General features: G+C 64.9%; 14 protein-coding genes. 11 read left to right on the top strand and 3 right to left on the bottom strand.

The features are described 5' to 3' along the window. From ACVINW_RS36495 to ACVINW_RS36475, 5 genes are read left to right on the top strand one after another with little or no spacing between them, the layout of a single operon-like run. Nucleotides 1-1,116: a glycosyltransferase family 4 protein gene (locus ACVINW_RS36495; protein ID WP_456755760.1), complete on the top strand. Its 1,116-nt coding sequence runs from the start codon at nt 1-3 to the stop codon at nt 1,114-1,116. Further along, on the top strand, nt 1,113-2,405 hold the full coding sequence (locus ACVINW_RS36490; RefSeq protein ID WP_456755759.1) for an O-antigen ligase family protein: 1,293 nt from the start codon (nt 1,113-1,115) through the stop codon (nt 2,403-2,405). Before ACVINW_RS36495 ends, ACVINW_RS36490 begins: the two co-directional genes overlap by 4 nt. Beyond that, complete coding sequence (locus ACVINW_RS36485) at nt 2,402-3,721, top strand: polysaccharide transporter (protein ID WP_456755758.1); 1,320 nt, start codon at nt 2,402-2,404, stop codon at nt 3,719-3,721. The genes ACVINW_RS36490 and ACVINW_RS36485 overlap by 4 nt, the downstream gene beginning before the upstream one ends. Beyond that, nucleotides 3,718-4,344, top strand: coding sequence for a class I SAM-dependent methyltransferase (locus tag ACVINW_RS36480; protein ID WP_456755757.1), 627 nt, complete (start codon nt 3,718-3,720; stop codon nt 4,342-4,344). Before ACVINW_RS36485 ends, ACVINW_RS36480 begins: the two co-directional genes overlap by 4 nt. A gap of 58 nt (nt 4,345-4,402) precedes the next feature. After that, nucleotides 4,403-5,188 carry a methyltransferase domain-containing protein gene (locus tag ACVINW_RS36475; protein WP_456755756.1) on the top strand — a complete coding sequence of 262 codons (786 nt, stop codon included), beginning with the start codon at nt 4,403-4,405 and terminating at the stop codon, nt 5,186-5,188. Here ACVINW_RS36475 and ACVINW_RS36470 read toward each other — a convergent pair. From ACVINW_RS36470 to ACVINW_RS36460, 3 genes are all read right to left on the bottom strand, one after another. Continuing rightward, the gene (locus ACVINW_RS36470; protein WP_456755755.1) at nt 5,096-5,812 is read right to left on the bottom strand and encodes a class I SAM-dependent methyltransferase; all 717 of its coding nucleotides are present in this window, start codon (nt 5,810-5,812) and stop codon (nt 5,096-5,098) included. The genes ACVINW_RS36475 and ACVINW_RS36470 overlap by 93 nt on opposite strands. 8 nt (nt 5,813-5,820) lie before the next feature. Beyond that, nucleotides 5,821-7,131 (bottom strand): nucleotide sugar dehydrogenase, encoded by a 1,311-nt coding sequence (locus tag ACVINW_RS36465; protein WP_456755754.1) that lies wholly within the window; start codon nt 7,129-7,131, stop codon nt 5,821-5,823. A gap of 73 nt (nt 7,132-7,204) precedes the next feature. Further along, a complete protein-coding gene (locus tag ACVINW_RS36460; protein ID WP_456755753.1) occupies nt 7,205-8,512 on the bottom strand; it encodes a glycosyltransferase family 4 protein in 1,308 nt (435 codons plus the stop codon). Between the two features lie 117 nt (nt 8,513-8,629). Between ACVINW_RS36460 and ACVINW_RS36455 the strand changes: the two genes are divergently transcribed. The 6 genes from ACVINW_RS36455 (at nt 8,630) to ACVINW_RS36430 (ending at nt 18,348) form a co-directional block, all read left to right on the top strand. After that, complete coding sequence (locus tag ACVINW_RS36455) at nt 8,630-9,868, top strand: glycosyl hydrolase (protein WP_456755752.1); 1,239 nt, start codon at nt 8,630-8,632, stop codon at nt 9,866-9,868. Between the two features lie 109 nt (nt 9,869-9,977). Continuing rightward, nucleotides 9,978-12,164 (top strand): bi-domain-containing oxidoreductase, encoded by a 2,187-nt coding sequence (locus tag ACVINW_RS36450; RefSeq protein WP_456755751.1) that lies wholly within the window; start codon nt 9,978-9,980, stop codon nt 12,162-12,164. Next, nucleotides 12,161-14,167: an alginate lyase family protein gene (locus ACVINW_RS36445; protein ID WP_456755750.1), complete on the top strand. Its 2,007-nt coding sequence runs from the start codon at nt 12,161-12,163 to the stop codon at nt 14,165-14,167. Before ACVINW_RS36450 ends, ACVINW_RS36445 begins: the two co-directional genes overlap by 4 nt. Beyond that, nucleotides 14,164-15,375: a glycosyltransferase gene (locus ACVINW_RS36440; protein ID WP_456755749.1), complete on the top strand. Its 1,212-nt coding sequence runs from the start codon at nt 14,164-14,166 to the stop codon at nt 15,373-15,375. Before ACVINW_RS36445 ends, ACVINW_RS36440 begins: the two co-directional genes overlap by 4 nt. Before the next feature lie 603 nt (nt 15,376-15,978). After that, nucleotides 15,979-17,250, top strand: a complete 1,272-nt coding sequence (locus ACVINW_RS36435; RefSeq protein WP_456755748.1) for a calcium-binding protein — start codon at nt 15,979-15,981, stop codon at nt 17,248-17,250. A gap of 483 nt (nt 17,251-17,733) precedes the next feature. Beyond that, nucleotides 17,734-18,348, top strand: coding sequence for a class I SAM-dependent methyltransferase (locus ACVINW_RS36430; protein WP_456756582.1), 615 nt, complete (start codon nt 17,734-17,736; stop codon nt 18,346-18,348). Nucleotides 18,349-18,431 lie beyond the last annotated feature (83 nt).

Below are 18,431 nucleotides of genomic sequence, written 5' to 3'. Positions count from 1 at the left end.
ATGGCGCCGCGCGTGGTCGTCTTCAACAACATGATCACACCCTACACCAACCGGCTCTACAACGAGCTGGTTGACGGAGGGCTCGATCTCGCCGTGCTGTCCTGCACCGCGCAGGAGGCCGATCGGTTCTGGGCCGGCTCGTTTACGCCGCGCTATACCACACGCACGGTGCCCGGCGTCTCGATCCCGCTGTCGCGGTCGCGTCACACCCATGTCAATATCGGGATCGGCCGCGCCTTGAACGCGCTTGCGCCCGACGTGCTGTTCGTCAACGGACTCTATCCCTCGATGCTGGCCGGCGCGGCATGGGCGGGCGCCAACGGCAAGGCGCTCGCGCTGACGATCGACGGCTGGCGCGAGACCATGCCCAACACCGCCTATCACCGGCTGGCGCGGCCATGGCTGCTCCGCCAGTGCGACGCGGTGGTCTGCTGCAGCGACAAGGGCAGGGCCTATTTCCGCGAACAGGGCGTGGTCGACGACGATCTGTTCGTGGTGCCGCTGGTGCCGGCATGGGATCCGCCGGCGACGGTGCCCGCCTTCCACGACCGTCCGTTTCATCTGCTCTGGTGCGCCCGCATCAACGACGACGCCAAGAATGCGATCTTCTTCGAGAACGTCGCGATCGCGCTCGGCAAGGTGCTGCCCGGACTCAGTATCCGCGTAGTCGGGTCCGGCGCCGCCGAGGCGCGGATGCTGGCGCGGCTCGGCGATGCCGGCATCGATGTCCGCCACGACAGCTATGTGCCGTGGCAAGCGATCTCGGAAGTCTATCTGCAATCCCGCCTGCTGCTGCTGCCCTCGCTGCTGGAGCCGTGGGGCCTCGTCTGCAACGAGGCGATGCAGTGCGGCGTGCCCTGCCTGGTGTCGCCGCATGTCGGGGCAGGCGGCGAGTTGGTGCGCGATGGCGACAACGGCCATGTTTGCGCTCTCGACGAACAGATGTGGGTCGATGCGGCGCGCGGCCTGCTCGAACATCCCGCACGCTGGGAAACGATGTCGCAGCGAGCCCGGCAAAGCGTGCGACGCGATGCGCTTGCCGACGCCGCGGCCCGCTTCAGCGCTGCGGTCGATCATCTCTCGCGGGCGCCGGCCCGGCAGGAGGCCGCGCCATGATCGGCCGATGGTGGTGGCGGACCGATGTGTTCCTGCACGCCTATCTGGTGATGGTGCTCGGCTGTATCTATTTCCTGTTCAATTTCATCGAGGGCATCTCGTTCGCGGAACGGGCCGGCGAATCCACGCTGTTCCGCGGCGCGTGGCTGCTGCTCTACATTCTCCTGATGCTGCATATTGCAGTCGACCGGAAGCGCTTCGGCCTGCTGATGCTGCAATCGCACCTTTATCTGACGTTTATGGCCTTCGCGCTGGTGTCGCTCATGCTGAGCGCCGATCCCGCCGGCTCGTCAGTCAAGTTCGCGATGTATCTGTTGACCACGATGTTCTCGGCCTGGGTCGTGATCAGCTGTCCGGTCGACCGTCTGGTCGACACCTTGTTCCGGATCGGGATCGTGGTCCTGATCGTTCACGTCGTGCTGTTTCCGGTGCTCGGCTCGCAATGGGATTACGACCCGCTGCATCGGCCGACGGTGCTCGGCACCCAGGCCTATGCCGGCGTGTTCGGCCACAAGAATCTCGCAGGCGCGTTCTTCGGCCTGATGGTGCTGATCTGCTTCGTGCGCATGCTGGCGGGGCCGCGCAAGCAATTCGGCTGGTCGCTGTTGCTGATGGGCTGCCATCTGTTTGCGCTCGCGGCGGCCGGCGCCGCAGGACCTTTGATCAGCATGCTGACGGCGCTTGCCGTCACGTTCGGGCTGCTGCTGGTGGCGCTCGGGCACAGGGGCGCCGCGGCGATCTACTGGCTTGGCCTCGCCTTCGTGGCGCTTGTCGTGTTCGCGGTGCCGAGCGACGAGTTGTATGGGCTGGTCGGCCGCAGCGGAAATCTGACCGGCCGCTCGTTCCTCTGGTCGGTGTGGCCGCATTTCTTCTGGCAACACCCCTGGCTCGGCTACGGCTTCTCCGGATTCTTCAACGAGCTGCCGAACTCGCCCGCGACCGAACTGACCAACATGGCGCCGTGGAATACCGAGTTCGGCTCGTTCGAAAATTCCTATCTCGACGCCTTCCTGCAGTTCGGTCTGCTCGGCGGCGTGTTCTACATCCTGCTGCTGGGGCGCGCATTGTGGAACACCATCGTCTTCACTTTCGAGCGGCGAGGAATGTACTGGCTGGCGCCGTTCGCGATGCTGCTGTTCGTCGTGGTCGCCTCCGCCAACGATTCGAGCCAGCTGCTGCACAATTATTTCGGCTGCGTGCTGGTGTTCTGGTGCTATTTCGGGCCGGAGGCGAGGCTGCAAACGGTGCCGCGGCGGGCGTTCACCAGATTGCGTGTGAGTGAGGCGTGAGTGCGTTGACCGACAGGTTGGATCGCGCGGCGGGCCAGTCCCGGGTCGCCGCCGCCGTGAGCGGATCGGTCCGCCGGCTGCGGCGAGCCGGCGGCAATGTCGCGCTCGGCCTGGTCGATCAGGCACTGCTCAGCGGCGCCGCCTTCGTGCTGACGATCGTGCTCGCCAATGTGCTCGACATCAATTCGTTCGGCCGGTTCAGCGTCGCCTGGTCGTTCTCGATCCTGATCGAGGCCGTGTTCCTGCGCGGCCTGTTCGACGACGGCCTGCCGGCGACCGCGCATCGCATCCCGAAATCGTTGTGGCCGCAGCTCCGGCTCGGCCTCTATCTGTCGTCGCTGCTGATCTCGGGTTCGCTCGGCTTGCTGCTGGTGATCGCAGGCCTGGTGATTGCCGCGATCGGCAGCGAAGCGGGCGGGCTCGTGGTTGCAACCGGGCTCGCGATCCCGGCGGTTCGGCTGCAAAGCATGTTCCGCCGCATCTGTTATCTCGACGGGCGGCTGCCGCGCGCGGTGGCGTCCTCGCTGACCTATTGCGTGGCGCTGGTCGCCTCGGCCGGGCTGATGATCGCGCTCAAGCTGACCGGCGCGGCCGCAGCGATGGGGTGTATCGCGATCTCGGCCGCGATCTCGGCGAGCCTGCTGCTGGCCCACACCAACGAGCTGGCCTGGCCGCAGGCAAGAATCTTCCGCGGGTCGCTGCGGCGGTTGTTCCGGAACGGCCGCTGGTTCGTCGCGACCTCGCTCACCTACTGGATCGGCAGCATCGGGCTGATCCCGGTGTGTGGTATCCTGATCGGGCTCGACGCCAGTGCATCGCTGCGCATCTTGCTGCTGGTGTTCGCACCGCTCAGCCAGTTCTGCGCGACGATGTTCTCGGTCCGCCTGCCGGAGATCGCATCCGAGCTGCGCGCCGGCCGGCGCAGCGCCGTTGCCGCGGCCGCGCGTGAAAATGCCTTGCTGCTCGGATCGATCGCCGCGGCCTATGGCACGGCGATCGTGCTGCTCGGCCAGCGCATCCTCGCGCTCGTCATCCATGGGCAGACCTATCAGATCGGCACCGGAAGCCTCGCCTTGATGGGCGCTGCGATGGCGCTCGATGCGGTGTGGCTCGGCCTCGCATTGCCGCTGTTTGCGACTGGCAAGCCGCAGCGGTTCATGCTGAGCCGGATCGCCGGCCTCGTCGCGCTGTGCTGCGTGCTGCCGTTCGCGGCCGGCGCGTGGGGGGTAACGGGTGCGGTTGCGGCGATGGTGGCCTCCAGCGCGGCGTCGGTGATTACGGTCGTGCTGACCAATTCGGCGCGGGAGCGGATATGACGAACGACGCATCGGGCCGCGCGCTCTCGAAGTTGCATATCGGCGCCTTCAATTGCGGCATCGAGGGCTGGATCAACACCGACATCACGATGCATCTGTGGATCGCGCGCCTGCCGTTCGCGGCGAAAGCGCTGCATCTCGCCGGCCTGCTGAACGATGCCCGCTATGCCGAACATCAGCAGGGCAAGTTTGCGGGACTCCGCCATATGGATTTGACGAAGCCGCTGCCGTTTGCAGATGGCAGCCTCACGGCGGTGTTCAGTGCGCATGTGTTCGAGCATCTGTTTCCCGACGAGGTCGCGCGGCTGGCGCGCGAGATCGTGCGGGTGCTGGCGCCGGGCGGGGTATGCCGCATCGTCGTCCCCGACATGGAACGGATCGTCGCGCTGTACGATCCGGCGGCGCCGCAGGCCTTCCTCAAGGGCGTGTTCGAGATCGAACGCCGCAAGGAGGTGGCCTTCGCGCATCACTGGGGTTTTACCCGCGCGTCGCTCGCGACGCTGTTCTGCGACGCCGGGTGCTCGGAGACCCACATAAGGGCCTATCGCGAGGGCATTTGTCCCGATATCGACCGGCTCGACAACCGGCCGGACGAGTCGATCTTCTTCGAGGCCATCAAGTGAGCGGGAAAGATCGCATGCGTCGTGCTGGATCGGTGCGACCGAAAGCAGGAGGCTGATCGTGCTGGGCGTCATTCAGGCCCGATTTTCCAGTGCGGCACGCCAGCGGCGCGGCGAGTTCCTCGTCCGCACCGTGAACCTGCCGCTCGATGCGAAGATCCTCGATCTCGGCGGCGGCACCGGCCGGCACATCCGCGCGATCCTGCCGCGCCATAGCGACATCACGGTTTGCGACATCGCGGCTGACGATCTGAAAGCTGCGCGCGAGCGCTTCGGCTTCAAGACTGTGCTGCTGCAGGAGACCGAGCGCCTGCCGTTCGACGATCAGGCGTTCGACTTCTGCTTCTGCTCGTCGGTGATCGAGCACGTCACCGGGCCGAAGCAGGACGTGGTGAGGATCGCAAGCGACGCAGATTTCCTGCATGTCGCGCGCGAGCACCAGAACCGCTTTGCCGGCGAGATCTCGCGGATCGCAAAATCGTTCTACGTGCAGACGCCGTACCGGTACTTTCCGATCGAGAGCCATACCTGGCTGCCCGGGATCATCGTGCTGCTGCCGCGGCGGCTGCAAATCACGCTGATCGACACCTTCAACCGCTTCTGGTTCAAGCGGACCGCGCCCGACTGGCACCTGTTCGATTGGCGCGAGATGACGGAAACCTTTCCGGACGCGAAAATCTATCGCGAACGCTATCTCGGCATGACCAAGTCGCTGATGGCGATCAAGATTTGCGACGGGCGTCCGCCTGCCGCGTCAATTATCGCGGCGGGCCAGGATGTTGATCAGCGTGCCGACCGCCGGCCGGCGATCGAGTGCCGGCGGCAGCGGGGATCCGGCAAAGCTTGAGTCGAGCATCGTGAGGCCATGCTGTCGCAGCAGGCCCTGCATTGTGGCCGGCGATGTGTCGAATTTGGAGAAGGCAAGGTAGCGGAACAACGGCCGCGCCGTCACGCGTGACGATGCCGCGTGCGCGAGCTTGTAGCCCCGGCGCAGCAGCGATCCGCGGTTCGGGATCGAGACCAGCAGCACGCCGCCGGGCCTGAGCACGCGATGGATCTGGCGGAGGCACTGCGCCACGTCCGGGACATATTCCAGCACGCTCGCGCACAGCACGCCATCGAACGATCGATCGGCGAAGGGCAGGTTTGCGATGGTCGGGATCTGCCGGAAGGTCAGCCGTTCGGCCGGTAGGTCGGCGAGGCGGCGGCGCGCCGCCGCGATCATCTCGGGCGAGGCGTCGACGCCGGTGACGTCGCAGCCGCGCGCGGCGAGCAGGCGCGACAGCGTTCCGGTGCCGCAACCCGCATCCAGCCAGCGCTGGCCGTTGAGCTCCGCATTCCCGAGCAGGCCAAACATCGCGGTAGTGCGCGCCCTGAAGGTGCGGCTCTGATGCAGTGCCTCCCATCCCGACGAGATCTCGTCGTGGAAGCGGATTTCGGGTCGGTCGCGGGTCTCGGCCATGGTCGCCATGGTCATCCCTACCAATGGAAGCCACTCACTCTGGCGCTGACTTCGTCGGGCAGTCCGATATCAGCCAGTTCGAGCACGGTCTGGTCGGGACGGCTTGCCGTCAGTGCCGCGACGAAGCGCGGATCGGCCGTCGTCAGCACGATGATATCGGCCCATTCGATCGTCGCCTCCACGTCGTCATGCAGCAGGCCGACCAGGTCCGGGTTGCGCATCAGGAAGTCCCGGTTGGCGCCGATCAGCTGCGACAGCTGCACATTGGGGTCATAGATCCGGATTTCCCGCCGTTCGCCGCGCAGACTCTTGACCAGTTCGACGAACGGGCTGTCGCGCACGTCGTCGGTACCGGCCTTGAAGCTGATGCCGAGGAAGGCGATGCGGCGCCCCTCGTGCGACAGGATCCAGTCGGCTCCGCGCGACATGATCATGTCGTTGCTCGGCAGAATGCTTTCGAGCACCGGCGTCGACAGCCCGCGGCTGTGCGCCAGATGCTTCAGCGCCTTGACGTCCTTGGGCAGGCACGAGCCGCCGAACGCAAAACCCGGCCGCAAGTATGCCGGCGAGATGTTGAGCCGCGTGTCCTGCATGAAGATGTTCATGACGTCGCGGCCGTCGATGCCGAATGTCTTCGCGATGGTGCCGATCTCGTTGGCGAAGCTGACCTTCAGCGCATGCCAGCTGTTGTCGACATATTTGGCAAGTTCCGCGGTCTCGACCGGCGGCGTGATCTTGGCGCCGGGCAGGTCCTTGTAAAGCGCCATGACGCGATCGGCGGTTTCCTGGTTGAAGGCGCCGACCACGGTCTTCGACGGCGCGTTGAAATCCGCGATCGCTGAGCCTTCGCGCAGGAACTCGGGATTGAAGGCGAGGTCGAAATCGCGGCCGATCCTGTTGCCGGAGGCTTCCTCGATCAGCGGCCCGACGGTGCCGCGGGTGGTGCCGGGCAGCACGGTGGAGCGGATCGTCACGGTATGCGGCGCGTTCTTCGCACGCAACCCGCGGCCGATCTCGATTGCGACCTGCCGGATCGCGGTGAGGTCGAGATTGCCGTTGCCGGAGGAGGGCGTGCCGACGCAGACCATCGAGATGTCGCTGTTGACGATCGCCTCGGTGGCGTTTGTGGTCGCGGTCAACTGGCCGGCTGAGACCGCGCGCGCCACCTTGTCGGATATGCCCGGCTCGATGACAGGCGATCGGCCGTCGCGGATCAGGTCGACCTTCGCCACGCTCTTGTCGACGCCGATGATCTGGTGGCCGAGCTCCGTGAAACAGGCGGCACACACCGTTCCGACATAACCCAGGCCGAATATGCTGACATTCATGCTTCGACCTTCAACAGCTTGGAAACGCGCGCGTGGCCGCGGCGCGCTTGGCGTGAGTGAGGCGACAGCGCGTTCAACGCGAGGCCCGCCCGGCGGCCGCATTGGCGTTGACGCCGGAGGCTTGTGAGGTCGGCCGTTCCGCGGTTGCGCTCGCGCGTGGCGCACGGCTCTCCGAGGCCTTCTCGGCGAACAGCGCCTCATAGGCCGCGAGCAGCTTCGGCTCCTCATGGCTCCAGGACAGTGCGCGCTCGACGCGGCTGCGGCCGAACGCGCCCATCGTCTGACGCCGCGACGGATCGTCGATCAACGTCATGATCTTGCTGGCGAAATCCTGCGGGTCGTTCTTCGCTGCATAGAGCGAGGCATCGAGCGCCGAGCGGCGGCCCTCGCGGACGTCGAACTGCACGATCGGCCGTCCCAGCGCCATGTACTCCATGATCTTGTTCATGGTGGAGATGTCGTTCATCGGCGTCACGCGGTCCGGATTGACGCAGACATCGGCGGTCGAGAGCATCGTGAACAGCGCATCGTCGGCGATCGCGCCGGTGAAGTTCACATAGTCGGAGAGCTGCATCTCCTCGCAGAGCCTGACCACCGCGTTCCATTCCGGCCCGGTGCCGGCGATGTTGAATTGGATGTCGGTGCGTACGAGATCGTGCACGATATGGCCGATCGACTGCAGCAGCAAATCGATGCCTTCCGACTGGCCGATCACGCCGACATAGCCGACGCTGTAGCGCCGGCCACGGCGCCACGCCGGATCGTCTGGGCGCAAGCGCACCCGCTCGAGGTTGGGGCCGGAGCGCACCACGAAAACCCGGTTGGCCGGCATGCCGCCGCGCGTGACCGCGATCTCGCGATAGGATTCGTTGGTCGCGATCGAGATGCTCGCCGTCTTGAAGGTGAGATATTCGACCAGCCGCAACAGATGCCAGAAAAAGTCCCGTCGGCCGAATTTCGCCTCATAGAGCTCGGGATTGACGTCGTGATGATCGAACACGAAGCGCTTGCCGCCGAGCTTGAACAACAGGCCGATCAGGAAGATCAGGTCGGGCGGATTGCAGCCCTGGATCACGTCGAAGCCGTGCTTCCACGCCACCTTGATCGCAAGCCAGGTTTCCCAGAACAGTGCGACCGGATACTCGATGAGATAGGCGGCGATGCCGCGTGCTTCCACCGGCATCGGATGGCGGTAGATGTGAATGCCCTCGAGACATTCGTAGGCTTCGTCGTGACCGCGGCCCATCGGGCAGATCACCGAAACCTGATAGCCCGCCTTCCGCAGCGACGTTGCCTCGCACCACACCCTGCGATCGAAAGGAACCGGAAGGTTCTCGACGACGATCAGGATCCGCCGCGGTGATGGTTCAGCTCTCGACATCTGCGATGATCTATACCATTGACCTAACAACATCACAATCCGACTAACATCGGCATTAACATGCGCGACTTGCACTTAGCAATCCCGGCGCGGATGTGACGGCGACGAGACGAGGACATGGCAGGCAAAGTGAGGGAATGGGGTCAAAGGGCGTTGATTGCCCTGGTTTTGAGCGCGCTCGCGCCGCTGGCCTACAAATGGCCGTTGCTGTGGGCCGGCTCGACCTCAAACGATGCGCTCGTTGCGAGCCGTCTGAACGCGGTGGTCCCGCCGACGCTGTTCGGCATGACGGTCAACGCGATCGGGCAATCGCAACCCTGGCCTGAACTGAAATTCGAGGGCGTTCGGCTGTGGGGCGCGATCTACTGGGCGCAGATCAATCCGGCGCCCGGGATCTATAACTGGGCGCGCTTCGACGCCATCCTTGCGGCGGCGGAGCGCGAGCACGTCGATATCGTGCTCAATCTCGCCTTCACGCCGCGCTGGGCCGCGTCGGTGAAGGATGCGCCGCCGGCGTTCACACCCGGCGCAAGCTCGCCACCTGCCGATCTGGCGTCATGGGATCAATGGGTGCGCGCCGCCGTCACACGCGCCGCCGGACGCATCAAATACTGGGAAATCTGGAACGAGCCGGAAGATCCCAAATATTACTCGGGCGATATCGCCACCATGGTCCAGATGCAGAAGCGGGCCTACGAGATCATCAAGGGCGCCGATCCCGATCTGATCGTGCTGACGCCGCCGTCCAACGGCACACCCGACGGATATCGCTGGCAAAAGGGCTTCATGGCGCAAGGCGGCGGCCAATATGCCGATGTGTTCGCCTTCCACGGCTATAGCAGCGAACCCGAAGCGGTGATTGGCATCATTGCGCGCTTCAAGCAGATCCTCGCCGCGCACGATCTCCCGGCACGGCCGATCTGGGACACCGAGGCGGGCTGGTCGTCCTATGAGGACAATCCGGACGGGTGCCTGGCGCGGGCCTACATCCTGAAATGGATCAGCGGCGTCGACCGGTTCTATTGGTACGAGTTTGCCGGCGGCGGCAGCGACTTTGGAAAATTATGGGATCCGGCACGCGGGCTGCTTCCGAGCGGAATTGCCTACCGCACGGTCCAGTCGTGGTTGGTCGGCGCCAGCGTCGTGGCCGCAGGCAGGACGTCGCCGTCGACGTGGCGGGTCGAGCTTCGCATGCCGGATGGCCGCAACGGCCTGATCCTCTGGAGCACCAAGGGCCGGTCGCTCACCCGGGTCGATCCGCATTTCAGCCGTTACCAGGGTCTCGACGGCGGCGAAGGAGCTGTCGCCAATGGCGAGGTCGAGATCTCGCCGAAACCGGTGCTGTTGCTGGAATGATAACGATGTTAAACCCCGGCCGCGGGATAACTATATCGATGTTCTTGGCTTCATTGCAGGCGGCGGGCGCGATACAAGGGCGCTGTTAACGTGAGGCGATTGACCGACTGTGAAGCAGATCGCGCAGAACTATAAGAGCGGCGAGCTCAAGCTGATCGATGTGCCGGCGCCGCGCTGCCGCCCCGGCGGGGTTTTGGTGCGCACGGCATTCTCGGCGGTGTCGACCGGCACCGAGATGATGAAGTTCACCGAAGGCCGCCTGTCGCTGCTCGGCAAGGCGCGCGCGCGGCCCGATCAGGTCGCCAAGGTGGCGCGCTCGGTCCGCCAGCAGGGATTGCTTGCGACCTACCAGAAGGTGATGAACCGGCTCGATTCCTACACGCCGCTCGGCTACTCGCTGTCGGGCACCGTCGTCGAAGTGGGCGAGGGCGTCGGCGGCTTCTCGGTCGGACAGCGGGTCTGCTGCGGCGGCAATCAATATGCGACCCACGCCGAATACAATTGGGTGCCGGTCAACCTCTGCGTGCCGCTGCCGGACAGCGCCGCGCTCGACCAGGCCGCCTTCACCACCATCGCGTCGATCGCGCTGCAGGCGATGCGCCAGTCGGAGATCCGTTTCGGCGAGACCGCCTGCGTGATCGGCCTTGGCCTGATCGGGCAGATCATGGTGCGCCTGCTGCGCGGCGCCGGAGTCGTGGTCACGGGGCTCGACAGGCTGGAGGCGCGCTGTCGGCAGGCCGAGTCTGCGGGGGCTGCGGCCTGCGCCGTCGCAGCCGACGATGGCGCGGCGTCCTTTCGCGCCCGGATCGATCAGCTGACCGCAGGCAACGGCGTCGATTGCGTGTTCATCACCGCAGGCAGCGACGATCCCGAGCTGGCATCGCGTTCGGCGGCGTTGCTGCGCGACCGCGGCCGCATCGTCGATATCGGCAAATGCACGCTGAACCTGCCGTGGAACGAATTCTACGACAAGGAGCTCGACGTTCGCTTTTCGCGCTCCTACGGCCCCGGCCGCTACGATCCGCTCTACGAGGAGGGCGGCATCGATTATCCGATCGGTCATGTGCGCTGGACCGAGAAGCGCAACATGGAGGCGATCGTAGCCCTGCTCGCCGACGGACGGCTCGATTTTTCCTCGCTGATTTCCGAAACAGTGCCGCTGGAGCAGGCAACATCGGCATTTGAGCGCATGAGCCGGGGCGAAGTCGGCCTCGGCATGGTGTTCGCCTATCCGGACGCCGCTCCCCGCACGATGCAGATGACCTATCGTCCGGCGCTTGCCCTGCGCAGCGGCCGGGTGCGGCTCGGCGTCATTGGCGCGGGCAATTATGCCTCCAGCATGCTGCTGCCGCAGCTCGCGAACAACGCACGCGTCGATCTGGTCGAGGTCGCCACCAATACCGGCTTGAGCGGCGCGACCGCGGTGCGCAAGTTCGGCTTCGCGCGCGCCTCGACCGATGCCGCCTCCGTGCTCGGCGCCGACGACATCGACGCGGTGCTGATCGCGACGCGCCACGCCTCCCATGCCGGCCTTGCGGTGCAAGCGTTGCGTGCCGGCAAGGCGGTGTTCGTCGAAAAGCCGCTGGCGATCGATGCCGGTTCGCTCGGCCAATTGGAGCAGGTGATCCGCGAGACCGGCAACAACAGGCTGATGGTCGGCTTCAACCGCCGCTTCTCGCCGCTGCTGCAAGCGATGCGCGCGGCATTCGCTCCGGCAGGTCCGCAGACCCTGCAGTATCGGGTCATCGCCGGCCCGTTGGAGAAATCATCCTGGTATTTGCAGGCCGAGAGCGAGGGCAGCCGCTTTGTCGGCGAAGGCGGCCATTTCATCGACGTGTTGTCGTGGTGGCTCGGCACTGAGCCGGTGCGCGTCTCCGCGCGCGCCGCGGGCAGGGATGTCGACAATCTCGTCGCCACCTTCGACTTTGCCGACGGCTCGGTTGCGAGCCTCAGCTATCTCACCGGCGGCGATCCACGGGTGCCGAAGGAGGCGCTCGAAATATCGGCAAGCACCGGCTTTGCCGCCTTCGATAATTTCGCAGGCTTCGAGGTCTGGCACGCCGGACAGCGGACGACGAAAAAAGCGCGGCTGGACAAGGGCCAGCGGCCGATGCTGGATGCCTTCATCGCGGCTGTCGCAGCGGGGAGCGCGATGCCGATCGGGCTGGATTCCCTGCTTGCGACCACCCGCGCAACGCTTGCGGTGCAGGAGAGCGCGGCCGCCGGCATGCCGGTCGATCTGACGCGTGACGTCGCAGAGCAGGGCGCCGCGCGCGCCGCGACCGGCGCGAGATGAATCCGGCCTGGTATCTGCGCAGGCTGCGGCGCATGGAGCCGTCCGAGCTTGCGGGACGGGTGAACGACCAAATGCTGCGCCAGCTTTGGCGGATCGCTCCGCCCGATCTCGCGCGGCGCACCGGCATCAGGCTCGCGCCGGGCACGCGGCAGCCGCGGCTGAAGCCGCTGCCTTCGCCGGACCGCGCGCCGCAGCCAGCCGCCGAGCGGCTGATCGCGTCCGCCAACCGGGTTCTCACCGGACACTGGCGGATCTTTGCCAGGGATCATGATGCCCTCGGCGAACGGCCCGACTGGTTCGTCGATGTCCGCAGCGGCAAGCGGGCGCCCGCTGGTGCGTACGCGTTTGCGGTTCCGTATCGCGACGAAGCCGCGATCGGAAACATCAAATACATCTGGGAGCCGTCGCGTCACCACCATCTCACGGTGCTCGCGTCCGCATACTACCTGACCTCGGATCAACGCTACGCCAGCCGCGTGGCCGAGCACCTGTCGAGCTGGTGGCGCGAGAATCCATTTCCCTGCGGTCCGCACTGGATCAGCGGCATCGAGCTCGGCGTGCGGCTGATCTCCTGGGCCTGGGTGCGCCAGCTGTTGCAGGGCTGGCCCGGTGCGCCTGCGCTATTCGAGGACAACGATCAGTTCCTGACGCAGCTTTATGCCCATCAATACTGGCTGTCGCAGTTTCCAAGCCGGGGCTCGTCCGCCAACAACCACATCATCGCGGAGGCTGCCGGACAGTTCGTGGCGGCCTGTGTGTTTCCCTGTTTCCGCGACAGTGCGCGCTGGCGTGCGCAATCCTCAGCGACGCTGGCGCATGAGGCGGTTGCGCAAACCCTTGGCTGCGGCAGCAACGCCGAGCTCGCCACCGATTATCACGGCTTTGTCCTCGAACTTTTGCTCGCCGCGGCGGTGCAGGGCGAAGCGTCGGGACATCCGCTTGACGACGCGGTCTGGGCCAATATGTGCCGGATGAGCGACGTCATTGCCGCGATGCTGGACGATCGCGCGCATCCGCCGCGTCAGGGCGATGGCGACGACGGCATTGGCCTGCTGCTCGACGATCACGCCGGCAATCGCTGGCTCGGCTTGCTCGCCACCGGCGCGCGCCTGTTCGGCGATCTGCCGTGGTGGCCGCCATTGCCGGAGTCCGATTTGCGCAGCTTTGTGCTGACCGACGGCATCGCGGGGCGCGCGATCGCGGGACGGCCGCAGCGCCGTCCGCATCTGCTGGCTGAGGCAGGACAAGCCTTTCTCGTCGATGCCGAGCGCGCGGTCTGGTGCCGCTGCGACCACGGTCCGCACGGCTTCGGCCGGATCGCCGCGCATGCCCATGCCGATGCGCTGTCGCTTGAATGCAGGATCGCCGGCGTCGATGTCCTCGCCGACCCCGGCACCTATTGCTATCACGGCGATCCGCGCTGGCGCGCCTATTTCCGCTCCACGCTGGGCCACAACACGCTCTGCCTGTTGGCGCGCGACCAATCGGTGTCGGGCGGGCCGTTCCTCTGGACCCGGCATGCGCAGAGCCGGCTGATCGCGACCAGTGGCCTGGATAATCGTGATGCAGACGCGAGCTGGGTCGCGGAGCACACGGGATATCGCGACGAAGCGGGTCTCGTGCATCGCCGCTCGGTGCATCTGCAGCGTCAGGCGGCGCGGCTCGTCGTCACCGATATTGTGCTTGGGGATGAAGGATTTGGCGACGAAAGACGTGCGGTGCCGGCGAGCCTCAGTTGGCATCTCGGTCCCGAGGTTGAATGCAGGCTCGAGGGGCGCACGGCGCAGCTCGCATGGCCGGGCGGACGCGGCGAGCTCGATCTGCCCGCCGGGCTCAGCTGGACGTCATATCGTGGTGACGAGGCCGTGCCCGCCGGCTGGTACTCGCCGTCGTTCGATCTGAAAGTGCCGGCGACCACGCTGATCGGCTCCGGTGCGCTTGCCGCCGGCCAAAGCCTGGTGACGGAGCTGCGCTGGTCGCGAGACTTGGCGCCCCGATCATGAAGATCCTGGTCGCTCACAACAGATTTCAGGGGCGCGGCGGCGAGGACGTTGTGTTCGAGGCCGAAGTCGGCCTGCTGCGCGGCGCGGGACACAGTGTGGAAACCCTCACGGTCAGCAACGAGACGATCAATTCGCTTGCGGCGCGGATCGCGACCACGCTGTCGATCGCCGACAATGCGGACGGCAGCAGGGTCATGGCGGATGCGATCGACCGCTTCCGCCCCGAAGTCGTGCACGTCCACAATTTCTTTCCGCTGCTGTCGCCCGCGGTGTTCGATCTCTGCCGGCAAAGGGGCGTGCCCGCGGTGGTGACGCTGCACAATTATCGCACCATCTGCACCGGCGGCATGTTGCTGCGGGATGGCCGCATCTGCCACAAATGCCTGGACCGCGGCCATCTCTGGGGCGTTGCGCATCGCTGCTACCGCGGATCGCTCGCCGGCTCGATGGCCTCGGCCTACATGATCGCGCAGCACCAGCGCCGCGGCACCTGGACGCGTCCCGGGCTGCGCCTGATCGCGCTAACGCAATTTGCCAAGACCCTGTTCGCGCAGGCCGGCTTCGACGCGGACCGGATCGACGTGAAGCCGAATTTCATGGCTGATCCCGGCGCGCCCGATCCGGCCGCGCCGCGTGCCGGATTGCTCTATGTCGGACGGCTGAGCCGCGAGAAGGGCGTCGGGGTGCTGCTCGATGCCGTTGCCGGGACCGACGTGCGGCTGCGGATCGTGGGCGAGGGCCCGGAGCGCGCCGCGCTCGCGGCGCGGGCGTCCGGCGATGTGACGTTCCTTGGTGCGCTTTCGCGCGCGGAGGTGCTGCGGGAAATGGCGAAAGCGCAGGCCTTGGTCGTGCCGTCGCTCTGGTACGAGGGCTTTCCGATGGTCGTGGTCGAGGCGTTTGCGCGCGGCACGCCGGTGATTGCCTCCGAGATCGGCGGACTTGCCGAGGTGGTGAGTGCCGGCAGGACCGGCGCGCTGGTGCCGCCGGGCGATGCGGCTGCGCTCCGACGCGCGATCGCCGACACCCTCGGCGCCGCGGACCTTGCTGCGGACTGGGGGCGGGCCGCACGGGCCGCCTACCTCGAACTCTACGCGCCGGCTGAGAACCTTCGACAGCTTGAGGCGGTCTACGCGCGCGCGACCGGAGGACGATCGCGGCCGGTGGCCGTCTTGCCCGATCGGAGGCCATCGGCCGGGCCGCGCTGCTAACAACTCGCGGCAAATCTGTGTTAATTTGTTATGTGCGGCATCCGACATGGCTCCGCACCGACCCTGGTCGGTGAGGGAATCGCCTCGAATCTGCGGCCGATTACGCGATTTCCGCCCGACCCGGAGCGGCAATCCGCAACCAGGAAGCGCAATAATGCCGGTCAGTTTGCTGGCCGGTTGTGAAGTTTGACGCTTTTTTGGAAAAGCTCTCACGCGGCGCAGAAATATTTTTTCAGATCAAAAAATCGCGTCGAAAGCAGCGCAACGACTGCAAAATTCCGCGCTCCGATGCGGTCGGCGGACCCGATGAAACCCCGTATAATCACTACCCTTTTTTGCGTCGCGGCTAACATTTCTGAGTTGTGTGCATTGAATGTTATTTCGTATTCGAAATCGCGCTAAGTCTCACATAAGTCTCAGGGAACCAGACGTTAATAGCACATTGCCGATTGACACTGCGTAATTGCGGACTTAACAATGGACTTAACAAGTTCGTAACGTGTGTCCACTTTTGGGTTGCGTCGCAACAAACCGGTTGTGAATCAACGGCTTAAGTGCGGGCGAGCGGCTTGAATCCTCGTATCCCAAGCAGGGGCTACCTCGATGGCGACTTACAATCTAGACCAAACGGACCTCAAAGCAGCGATCCACGGCACAATCGATCATGCAACCCAGCAACAGATTCTTGACTATCTGATCAATGCTGGGATCGGGTACACCAGCCCGGACAATGGCGCGACGATTCCGGTGCAGGAAGGGGCCGGCATCAGCAACCCGGATCCGAACGCCAACGTTCTCATCGAAACCAACGCAAATAACACTGTTAACACCGACGCCAACCTGAAGGCGATCATCGAGGCGACCAACCAGGACGTCACGCTGACAGTGAACGGCAGCACCCCGGTGCTGGTCGCGACCGGTAACGGCAACGATCAGATCTACATCAACAACACCGGTGACACGACGGTTCTTGCCGGCAACGGCAACGACACGATCTTCGGCGGTTCGGGTCACGACTCGCTCGTCGGCGGCCGCGGCAACGACGTGATTGTCGACAACCTCTCCGGTCACAGCACGCTGGACGGCGGCTCGGGCAACGATCTGCTGGTCGGCACCGGCGCCGACACCCTGATCGGTGGCTCCGGCAACGATACGCTTTACGGCGGCACCTCGTCGACCCTCGAGGGCGGCAAGGGCAATGACGTCCTGGTCGGCGGTTCGGGCAACAATCAGCTCATCGGTGGCGCCGGCAACGACGCGCTCTACTCGAACTCGGATGCGTCGCACGGCTCGACCCTCGAGGGCGGTGCAGGCAACGATTCGCTGTATGGCGGTGCGGGTGCCGATACGCTGTATGGCGGCGCCGGCAACGACCTGCTGGTTGGCGGCACCGGCACCGTTGCGGAATACGGTGGTGCCGGCAACGACATCATCTACTCGGGCAGCGACGCCTCGCACGCGACCTCGCTCTACGGCGGCGGCGGCAACGACTCGCTGTACGGCGGTGCCGGCAACGACACCCTGTACGGCGGCGCCGGCAACGACACGCTCGTCGCCGGGTCGGGTACCCAGACGCTCATTGGTGGCGCCGGCAACGACTCGTTCGTCGGCTCCGCGACCGGTACGGCGTCGATGGTCGGCGGCGCTGGTCAGGACTACTTCTACCTGTCCAACCTCCACAGCAGCGACACCATCGACGGTGGCGCAGGCAGCAAGGACTCCCTGACCTTCCTCGATCATTCCTCGACCGACGTGACCGGTATCACTGCCGGCAAGGATGGTTCTCTGGACGTCAACTTCAGCAATGGCCAGGTGACCCAGATCAGCAACATCGAATACCTGATCTTCAACGATGGTCACTCGACCAAGCTGTAATATCCCAAGTCTGAACCAAGCGAACCTGAACTAAGCAAAGGCGCCGTCTCAACTCTGGTTGAGGCGGCGCTTTTGCGATTGGCAGGAGCTATATCGACGGTGACGCAGAGCCTGAACCAGACGCAGCTCCAGGCCGCGATCAGCTCCACGATCGATCAAGCGCCCCAGGTCAGCAACGTTGAATACCTGATCTTCAACGACGGTCACCAGGCTGTGAGGATCGATCCCGGATTTGCATCAGGCGAAGCGCCGTCTCGACACCAGTTGAGGCGGCGATTTCCTGCATACGAATGTTAAGATCGGAACTTTGTCGACCGATCCGCGTCGAATCTGCTCCCCTCCATCACAAGTTCCCCGCCTGGCATCTCCGCCAGCGGATGTTAGAAGTTAGTTCGTCACATTCGGACCACGTAGCTTTTGTAAAGGCGTGCTCGATTGACGTCACGCGAACCCCGCGGAGCTCTCGAATTGGCCAAGAAGAAAATGCTGAATGCCGGCGCTGGATCGACGGTCAACAAGCGGATCCAGCCGCTCCTGACATCGCATGAGTGGGAGGAGATTCGATTGGACATCGACGGCGAGGTGAGCCCGGATGTCGTCGGGTCGATCACCGACCTCTCCCTCTTGTTCCCGCTGGCCTCGTTCGATGCGATCTGGTGCTCGCATGTCATGGAGCATCTCTATGCCCATGAGGTTCACCCGACATTTGTCCAGTTTCGTGAAGTCCTCAAACCGGACGGCTTCGCGCTGATCATGTCGCCCGACCTGGAGGCGGTGGCTCAGCACATGCTGACCCGGGGCCTCGGCGCGATCGCCTATGTCTCGCCGGCCGGTCCGATCCGGCCGCTGGATATGATCTACGGACACTCCGGCGCCATCGAGCAGGGGCGCCACCACATGGCGCACAAAACCGGCTTTTCGTGCGACCGGATGGGAAACCTGCTGCTCAGCGCCGGCTTTCCGACCGTTTCCGTCCGCAGCGGGAATTTCGAGATTTGCGCGCTGGCGCTGATGCCGCAGGCCCGGGAGGAGCGGATCCGGCCGCAGCTCGAGGCCTGCGGTTTCGACTTCCGGGAGACGGTGACCGCCGTCCCGTAATCGCAGATGTTGCTAAATGTTATAAAGTTCCGCGATTAACCTTCCACGGCAATGTTCGAAACCGGCTTTCGGGCCTGCCGCTC

This window comes from Bradyrhizobium sp. USDA 4461 (genome assembly GCF_054055655.1).
This window is presented reverse-complemented; position numbering and strand designations above follow the sequence as displayed.

Bases quoted from the DNA above. Each gene is read 5' to 3' on its own strand.
- ACVINW_RS36440 (WP_456755749.1), top strand. From the start codon at position 14,164: ATGAAGATCCTGGTCGCTCACAACAGATTTCAGGGGCGCGGCGGCGAG.
- ACVINW_RS36430 (WP_456756582.1), top strand. From the start codon at position 17,734: ATGCTGAATGCCGGCGCTGGATCGACGGTCAACAAGCGGATCCAGCCG.
- ACVINW_RS36480 (WP_456755757.1), top strand. From the start codon at position 3,718: ATGACGAACGACGCATCGGGCCGCGCGCTCTCGAAGTTGCATATCGGC.
- ACVINW_RS36455 (WP_456755752.1), top strand. From the start codon at position 8,630: ATGGCAGGCAAAGTGAGGGAATGGGGTCAAAGGGCGTTGATTGCCCTG.
- ACVINW_RS36465 (WP_456755754.1), bottom strand. From the start codon at position 7,131: ATGAATGTCAGCATATTCGGCCTGGGTTATGTCGGAACGGTGTGTGCC.
- ACVINW_RS36435 (WP_456755748.1), top strand. From the start codon at position 15,979: ATGGCGACTTACAATCTAGACCAAACGGACCTCAAAGCAGCGATCCAC.
- ACVINW_RS36495 (WP_456755760.1), top strand. From the start codon at position 1: ATGGCGCCGCGCGTGGTCGTCTTCAACAACATGATCACACCCTACACC.
- ACVINW_RS36460 (WP_456755753.1), bottom strand. From the start codon at position 8,512: ATGTCGAGAGCTGAACCATCACCGCGGCGGATCCTGATCGTCGTCGAG.
- ACVINW_RS36490 (WP_456755759.1), top strand. From the start codon at position 1,113: ATGATCGGCCGATGGTGGTGGCGGACCGATGTGTTCCTGCACGCCTAT.
- ACVINW_RS36445 (WP_456755750.1), top strand. From the start codon at position 12,161: ATGAATCCGGCCTGGTATCTGCGCAGGCTGCGGCGCATGGAGCCGTCC.
- ACVINW_RS36470 (WP_456755755.1), bottom strand. From the start codon at position 5,812: ATGGCGACCATGGCCGAGACCCGCGACCGACCCGAAATCCGCTTCCAC.